Here is a 7,819-nt window from a genome sequence, read left to right as displayed (position 1 = left end):
TGCCAGGACGGGCCAATCAAGGCGCGCGACGCGGCATGTGCGTTGGCACATGCGAGGAGCGCAACGCTGAGTGGCTCGTCCTGGCATGCCTTCCCTTCGGGTTGCCGCGCGAAGAGGCTGTCTGCGGCGTTGCCCGCGCTTGCAAGGCGAAAGCCTTGCTGCGCACGGGCGCCTTGCATCCAGCCCCTTCGCGCGGCAACGCGATCCCCGGAAATAGGGGGAACAGGCCCTAAACTGCACCCATGATTCGCTGGCTGATCGTCGTCGTCCTGGCGCTGGTGCTGATGAGCGGGCTCACGGCCTGGCTGCGTCGCTTCGGCTTCGGGCGCCTGCCCGGCGATTTCGAGTTTCGTGCCTTCGGTCGCGAATGGCAGCTGCCGATTGCCAGCACGGTGCTGCTGAGCATGATCGCGGCCCTGGTCGCACGATGGATCTGAGTCGATGAGCGCCGCCCGGCCGCCCGAAGGCGCTCGCACCGCAGTGCGAAGCACGGAGGTTGTCTTGTACTCCGCCCGGCCGCCCGAAGGCGCTCGCACCGCAGTGCGAAGCACGGAGGTTGTCTTGTACGCCGCCCGGCCGCCCGAAGGCGCTCGCACCGCAGTGCGAAGCACGGAGGTGGTTTCATGAGGGCCTGCGTCGACATCGGCGGCACCAAGGTCGCCGTGAGCCTTTCTCCCGACAGCGCCTCGCCGCTGCTCGGCCGCCGCAGCGAGCCGACCGCGAAGACCGGCGGCAACGATGCGGTCGCGCGGCAGATCCTGCGGCTGATCGACGAGGCCTGCGCCGAGCACGGCATCGCGGCCGGCGTGGTGGATTGCGTCGGCGTGTCTTCTGCCGGGCCCTTCGAGCTGCGCGACGGCATGGTCGAGCTCGCCACGCCGAACATCTGCGGCGGCATCGCCGGCCCGGCGCGCGGGCTGCCCAACGACTGGATGACCGCGCCGATCGAGGCCCCGCTGCGCCAGCGCTTCGCCAGGGTGCGGGTCGAGAACGACGCGGTGGCCGCGCTGGAGGCCGAGCGGCGCTGGGGCGCGCTGCAAGGCGCCGATCATTGCGCCTACGTGACCTGGAGCACCGGCGTCGGCGTCGGGCTGTGCGTCGACGGCCGCGTGCTGCGCGGCAAGAACGGCAACGCCGGGCATGCGGGCCACAGCTTCGTCAGCGACGACGACGCCGCCGCGCTGTGCGGCTGCGGCAACCTCGGCGATGTCGAGGGCTTGAGCGCGGGCAATGCGATCGCGCGGCGCTTCGGCCAGCCGGCGGAGGCACTGTTCGCCGCCGCCGCGCGCGGCGAACCGCAGGCCATCGCCACCACCGACGCGCTGTGCCGCGTGATGGGGCGCATGCTCTACAACCTGGTCGCCACCCTCGACCTGCAGCGCATCAGCCTCGGCGGCAGTGTGTTCTGGAACAACCGCGACGCGCTGCTGCCGCGCCTGCAGGCACAGATCGACGGCAAGCTGGTCGCACTGACCCGCGGCGCCGTGCTGGTGCCGGCCGGGCTCGGCGACCGGGTCGGCGACTACGCCGCGCTGGCCCTGGTGGACTGAGGGCCACCACGCCCGTCGCCGGCCGGACCCCGCGCGGCGGTCACGCCGCCAGGCGCGACGGCGCCGCGCTCGCGCCCAGGCACTCGTCGACGATCTGGCCAAGCCGCCGCAACCCGGCATCGATCTTCTCGCCGTAGGGCGCCCCGCAGTTGATGCGCAGGTAGTGGTCGTAGCGCGAGGAGTTCGAGAACAGCGTCCCCGGCGCGATCAGGATCCGCTCGCGCAGCGCCGCATCGAATACCGTCGCCGACGACAGCCGCTCGGGCAGTTCCACCCACAGCTGCAGGCCGCCCGGCGGCAGGTTCAGCCGCGTGCCGGCCGGAAAGTGCGCGGCGATCGCATCGGCCGTGGATTCGCGCTGCAGCTTGAGCCGCTCGCGCAGCCGCCGCAGGTGCCGGTCGTAGGCGCCGGTGCCCATGAATTCACCGGCGGCGCACTGGGCGAGTTCCTCGTTGCTGCGGGTCTGGGTGTACTTGAGCATCTCGACCCGGCCGTGCCAGCGGCCGGCCGAGATCCAGCCCAGCCGCAGCCCGGGCGCCAGGATCTTGTGCAGCGAGGCGCAGTGGATCACGTTGCCTGTGCAGTCCCATGACTTGATGGCGCGCAGCGGCGATTCGGCGTCGAGCAGTTCGCTGTAGGTGTCGTCCTCGATCAGCGCGATGGCGTGCCGTTCGCACAGTGCGACCAGGCGCTGCTTGTGGCTGTCGGGCATGACGCTGCCCAGCGGGTTCTGCAGGTGCGGCACCACCACCACGGCCTTGATGTGGCCGTAGGCCTCGACCGCCATCTCGAGGGCCTCGATCGACAGCCCGGTCTGCGGGCTGGTGGGGATTTCGAGGGCGCGCATGCCCAGGCTTTCGAGCACCTGCAGCAGGCCGTAGAAGGTCGGCGACTCGACCGCCACCGTGTCGCCGGGCTGCGCCACGGCGCGCAGCGCGAGGTTCAGCGCCTCGATGCAGCCGTTGGTGACCAGCACCTCGTCGGGCGCCAGCGTCATGCCCACGCGCAAGCCGCGCCGCGCCGCCGCTTCGCGCAGCGGCGTCAGGCTGCGCGAGGGCGCGGCGGTGGTCAGCAGTTCGGGCCGCTGGCGCAGCATGCGGACCATGATCGTGCGCAGCGCCTGGGCCGGATAGAGCTCGGGCGTGCCGCGTGCCGTGGAGAAATCGACCACCGCCTCGCGCTGGCGCCGGCGCGCCACAAAATCCGAGACTTTGGCATGGATGCCGACGTACTGGGCCGGGTCGGGCGCCCCCTGGGCGGCGGGCTCGTCCATGGTCGCGATCGCCAGCCGGCGCGGCCGCCGCACGAAGTAGCCCGAGCGGTCGCGGGCCTCGACCCAGCCTTCACCCTCCATCGTCCGGCACAGCTGCAGCGCGGTCGACAGGCTGATGCCGTGCAGGCGCATCAGGCTGCGCAGCGAGGGCAGCTTGTCGCCCGGCTTGAGCGATCCGGCGCGGATCGCGTCCAGGTAGTGCGTGGCCAACTGGCGGTAGAGCGGTGGCGATTCCATGCGGTCGATGCTCGCGCAGGCGGGGCCGGGAAAACAGATGCAGATTGGCGGGAAAGGAACCATAACAGATGATCTTCCGATGCGTCTGTTGCGGCGGCCAAAGGCGGCTGCTGTGCCTGTTTTTCCGGCAGGCCACTGCCTACGATGAAGTCATTGCCAACTCTTCGACCGAGGCCCCTGCGATGACCACCGAGCTTCCCGAATCCACCCGCCTGCTGCCCGGCCAGACGCTGCGCATGGCCGTCGATGCCGGCTTCACGCTGCTCGTCGCGGAAGGTTGCGTGAACGTGATCTCGCCGCCCACCTGGTTCGGCGAAACCATCTTCAACCTGAAGACGCCGCTGAACGAGGGTGACGCCCATGTGGTGGAGCGCGGCGGATGGATCGAGATCCGGGCGCTGTCGCCCGCCCGGGTCGGGGCGGTGCCGCGGCCTGCGGCCCCCACCGCGGCATCTGCATCGCGCGTGGCGCGGCTGCTGCAATTGCTGGGCGCGGGCGCGGCCTGGCGCTGAGCGGCGCGCCGGCGGTCTAGCGCTCGCTCGCCGCTTCGCGCAACGCCGTCAGGAAGCCGTTTCGCCACCAGTGCACATCCTGCTCGCGGATGCGCGCCAGCAGCTTCTGGTGGCGCTCGCGCCGCTCCTCCAGCGGCATCTGCAGGGCCTGCTGCGTGGTCTCGGCGGTGCCGTGCGTGTCGTAGGGATTCACCAGCAGCGCCTCCTTGAGCTGCTCGGCCGCGCCGGCAAAGCGCGACAGCACCAGAACGCCGGGGTCGGCCGGGTCCTGCGCCGCGATGTACTCCTTGGCCACCAGGTTCATGCCGTCGCGCAGCGGCGTGACGAGGCCGACCGCGGCGGCTCGGCACAGGCCGGGCACGCGCTTGCGGGCGACCATGCGGTGGATGTAGCGCACCGGCATCCAGTCGAGTTCGCCGAAGTCGCCGTTGATGGCGCCGCACAGCGACTCCAGTTCGCGCCGGATGTCGGCGTAGGCGTCGACCGTCTCGCGCGTCGGCGAGGCGATCTGGATCAGGGTCGCGCTGCGGCGGTTCTCGGGATAGTTGGCCAGCAGTTCGCGGAACGAGCGCACGCGCTGCGGGATGCCCTTGGAGTAGTCGAGGCGGTCGATGCCCAGCAGCAGGCGCCGGCTCGAATACTCGCGCTTCATGGTCTCGTACATGTCGCGCGATTCCCTGGCGTGCGTGAGTGCCGCGAACTCGTCGACATCGATGCCGATCGGGAAGGCGTTGCAGCGGACCTTCTGGCCGTAGGCGCGGACCATGTGGTTGTCCAGGATTTCGCCGTGGGCCTCGTTCTTCACGTAGTGCTCGAAATGCTGCACGTCCTGCTCGGCCTGGAAGCCGATCAGGTCGTAGGCGAACAGCGAGCGCATCAGCCATTCGTGCTGCGGGATCGCCGCGATGATGATCTGCGGCGGCAGCGGGATGTGCAGGAAGAAACCGATGCGCTGGCGGCAGCCCATCGCGCGCAGCTCGGCCGCCAGCGGGATCAGGTGGTAGTCGTGCACCCAGATGATGTCGTCTTCCTTCAGCAGCGGCAGCAGCTTGCGCGCGAACAGCTGGTTCACGCGCTGGTAGCCGCCGATGAAGCCGGCGTCGAAATGCGCCAGGTCGAGCCGGTTGTGGAACACCGGCCACAGCACGTCGTTGCTGTAGCCCTGGTAGTAGCTGTCGTGGTCCTCGCGGCTCAGGTCGATGGTGGCGAGCGTCACCTTGCCGGCCTGCTGCCGGTGCAGTTCGCCTTCGCCGGTCGGGCCTTCCTCGACGATGGCGCCGCTCCAGCCGAACCACAGGCCGCCGCTTTGCTGCAGGCTTTCGCCGAGCGCGACCGCGAGTCCGCCGGCGGCCGGCTTGCGCGGATCCGCCACGCGATTCGAAACGACCACGAGCCGACTCATGACATGGCCCCCGCGTTCGGCACTGGCGTGTGCTCTCTGCCCTCCGAGGGGGCCTTCGCAACCTGGGGCGGCCCGGCGTTGCTCATATGCACGAATCCCAGGGCGCCGACAGCCGCACCGCCGCATTGATGATCCCCACCATCGAATAGGTCTGCGGGAAGTTGCCCCACATCTCGCCGGTGACCGGGTGCGTGTCCTCGGACAGAAGCCCGAGCGGATTGCGCGCCGCCAGCATGGTCTCGAAGATCTGCCGAGCCTCGGCCTTGCGCCCGATCTTGACCAGTGCGTCGATGCGCCAGAAGGTGCAGATATTGAAGGCGGTCTCGGGCTTGCCGAAGTCGTCGGCGGCCTCGTAGCGGCGCATGTAGGGGCCGTCGCAGAGCGACCTCTCCATCGCCTCGACCGTCGAGATGAAGCGCGGGTCGCGGGCGTCGACGAGTCCGACCTCGACCATCAGCAGCACGCTGGCATCGAGCTCGTGGCCGCCAAAGCTCTCGGCGAAGGCCTGGCGCTCCTCGCACCACGACTTGTCGAGGATCTCCTCCCGCATCCGGGACGAGTGCCCGTGCCAGTAGGCCGCCCGGTCCACGAGGCCCAGCGAGCGCGCGATCTTGGCGAGCCGGTCGCAGGCGGCCCAGCTCATCAGCGCCGAGCTGGTGTGGATGCGTGCGCGCGTGCGCAGCTCCCACATGCCGGCATCGGGCGTGCCGTAGACCCGGATCGCCTGCTCGCCGACCGCCTCCAGGTACGGGAACTCGGCTACGCCGGCGCGGCTCAGCAGCCGGTGATCGTGGAAGGACTGCGACGCGCCGAGCACGATGTTGCCGTAGACGTCGTGCTGGAAATGCTCCTGCGCCTGGTTGCCCACGCGAACCGGTCCCATGCCGCGGTAGCCGCCCAGCCCTTCGACGAAGGACTCGGGCAGCTCGCGCTCCAGGCCGATGCCATAGAGCGGCTGGATGTGTTCGCCGTGCGAGCCGATCACCACGTTCGACAGCCAGCGCAGGTAGTCCTCCATGGTGCCGACTTCCGACAGGCTGTTGAGCGCACGCACCACGAAGAAGGCGTCGCGCAGCCAGCAGTAGCGGTAGTCCCAGTTGCGCTGGCTGCCCGGCGCCTCGGGAATGCTGGTGGTCATCGCGGCGACGATCGCGCCGGTGTCCTCGTAGAGCGAGAGCTTGAGCGTGATGGCGGCGCGGATCACCGCCTCCTGGTACTCGAACGGGATCGCCAGCCGCTTGCTCCAGGTGCGCCAGTAGGCGATGGTCTCCTGCTCGAAGTGGCGCGCGGTGTCGGCGATGCCGTCGGTCAGCGTTTCGTCGGCGCCGAGCACGAAATTGTGCTCGCGCGAGAGCACGAAGGGCTGGCGCGAGAGGATGTGCGAGACCGAGGCGTCGGTGGTCAGCCTGAGCGTGAAGTCGGGGCCGACATAGCGGATGTGGTTGCTGCCGCGCGTGATGGTGGGTGCCTGAACGCCCCATTGGAAGCGCGGCGCCAGCGACACGCGGATGCGTGGCGTGCCGTTGATCGGCTTCACCCGGCGCACCATCGTGAGCGGCCGGAAGTAGCGCGAGCGGCTGTGGAAGCGCGGTGCCAGGTCGGTGATCTCGATGCCCTGGCCGGCGCTGTCGAAGAGCTGGGTCCGCAATACCGCGGTGTTCGGCTCGTACCACTGCTTCGACGAGGCGAAGTCCTCGATCTCGATGGCCCAGGCGCTGGCGTCCTCGCCCGGGTGCAGCAGCGCATTGAACACCGGGTCGCCGTCGAAGCGCGGCAGGCAGCACCAGACCACGCGGCCGCGGGCATCGACCAGCGCGCTGTAGGCGCAGTTGCCGATCACGCCGACATCGAGCGAGGCGGCGGCCGGCGGGCCGAAGCCCTTGCGTGCGGCCGGATCGGCGCGGGTTTCGGTGGCGGCGAACTCTTCGGCGGATGTCTTCATTCAGGCTTCCTCGGGCTGTGGTTGTTGCCGGGTGACGCGAGCAAGTCCCGCGCCGCCACCAGCCATTCGAACACCGCGCGCGGCGAGTCGAGCCGGCACAGCGCCTGGCTGGGACCGGAGCCGACCTTGATCGCGACGCCGCCGCGCGGCTGAACGATGGCGAAGCCGGTCTCGTCGGTGGTGTCGTCGCCGGCGAACACCGGCATCCGGCCGGCGAATGGCGCTTCGCGCAGGAAGGCATCGATCGCGACGCCTTTGTTGATGCCCGCGGGCTTGACCTCGAACACGAACTTGCCGTGCAGCAGTTCGAACTGCGGCTGGTCGCCGATCACTCGCGCCATGGCGTCGCGGCAGACCGCTTCGAGCTGGGGCGCGAGCCGGTAGTGCAGGGCGATTGCGGCGTGCTTGCGCTCGACCAGCAGGCCCTCGTGCACGCGCGCCAGTTCGTTGGCGGCATCCAGCACGAGCGTGAGATCCAGCGCGCGCTGCTCCTGCATCCGGCCGTCGGCGTCGCGGCGCTGCACGCCATGCTCGCCCGCGGCCGGCAGCCGCAGGGGCGCGAGGAAGCGGTCGATGACGTCGATCTGGCGGCCGGAGACGACCGCCAGGGCGCCGCCCAGCAGGTCATGGAGGTCGCCGAGCAACGCGACCAGGGCCGGTGGCACATGAATCGCCTCCGGCGTCTCGGCGATGTCGACCAGGGTGCCGTCGAAGTCGAGAAAGAGGGCCGCCTCGGCGGTGAGTCTGGGGGGCTTCTGCATGGAGGGAAAACCATAGCAGACTCGCACCGCCCGGCGCGTCGGCGAATCGCTCGAATTCTGCCCTGGCGCGATCGGGGGATAGGCGATATGGCCGATGGCCATGTGTCCATGCGCGGCGCAAGCGGGGCCCGGCGCCAGGGTG

General features: G+C 69.9%; 7 protein-coding genes. 3 read left to right on the top strand and 4 right to left on the bottom strand.

What is annotated here, in order from left to right; all coding sequences use genetic code 11:
- The first annotated feature begins 242 nt into the window (after positions 1-242).
- Both AC1DYK_RS02765 and AC1DYK_RS02760 read left to right on the top strand, forming a co-directional pair.
- Positions 243-437 carry a DUF2905 domain-containing protein gene (locus tag AC1DYK_RS02765; protein WP_478164862.1) on the top strand — a complete coding sequence of 65 codons (195 nt, stop codon included), beginning with the start codon at positions 243-245 and terminating at the stop codon, positions 435-437.
- A gap of 186 nt (positions 438-623) precedes the next feature.
- A complete protein-coding gene (locus AC1DYK_RS02760) occupies positions 624-1,550 on the top strand; it encodes an ROK family protein (protein ID WP_478164861.1) in 927 nt (308 codons plus the stop codon).
- Between the two features lie 40 nt (positions 1,551-1,590).
- Here the strand turns inward: AC1DYK_RS02760 and AC1DYK_RS02755 are convergent, their stop codons facing one another.
- Positions 1,591-3,060: an aminotransferase-like domain-containing protein gene (locus AC1DYK_RS02755; protein WP_478164860.1), complete on the bottom strand. Its 1,470-nt coding sequence runs from the start codon at positions 3,058-3,060 to the stop codon at positions 1,591-1,593.
- A 182-nt stretch (positions 3,061-3,242) separates the two neighbouring features.
- Here AC1DYK_RS02755 and AC1DYK_RS02750 point away from each other — a divergent pair, with 182 nt between their 5' ends.
- Positions 3,243-3,572, top strand: coding sequence for a hypothetical protein (locus AC1DYK_RS02750; protein WP_478164859.1), 330 nt, complete (start codon positions 3,243-3,245; stop codon positions 3,570-3,572).
- A gap of 16 nt (positions 3,573-3,588) precedes the next feature.
- Here the strand turns inward: AC1DYK_RS02750 and otsA are convergent, their stop codons facing one another.
- From otsA to otsB, 3 genes are all read right to left on the bottom strand, one after another.
- Positions 3,589-4,974: an alpha,alpha-trehalose-phosphate synthase (UDP-forming) gene (gene otsA, locus AC1DYK_RS02745; protein ID WP_478164858.1), complete on the bottom strand. Its 1,386-nt coding sequence runs from the start codon at positions 4,972-4,974 to the stop codon at positions 3,589-3,591.
- Positions 4,975-5,056: 82 nt separating this feature from the next.
- Positions 5,057-6,916, bottom strand: coding sequence for a glycoside hydrolase family 15 protein (locus AC1DYK_RS02740; RefSeq protein ID WP_478164857.1), 1,860 nt, complete (start codon positions 6,914-6,916; stop codon positions 5,057-5,059).
- Positions 6,913-7,677, bottom strand: a complete 765-nt coding sequence (gene otsB, locus AC1DYK_RS02735; RefSeq protein ID WP_478164856.1) for a trehalose-phosphatase — start codon at positions 7,675-7,677, stop codon at positions 6,913-6,915. Before otsB ends, AC1DYK_RS02740 begins: the two co-directional genes overlap by 4 nt.
- Positions 7,678-7,819: the final 142 nt, after the last annotated feature.

It is taken from the genome of Variovorax sp. P2_H12 (genome assembly GCF_056403395.1).
This window is presented reverse-complemented; position numbering and strand designations above follow the sequence as displayed.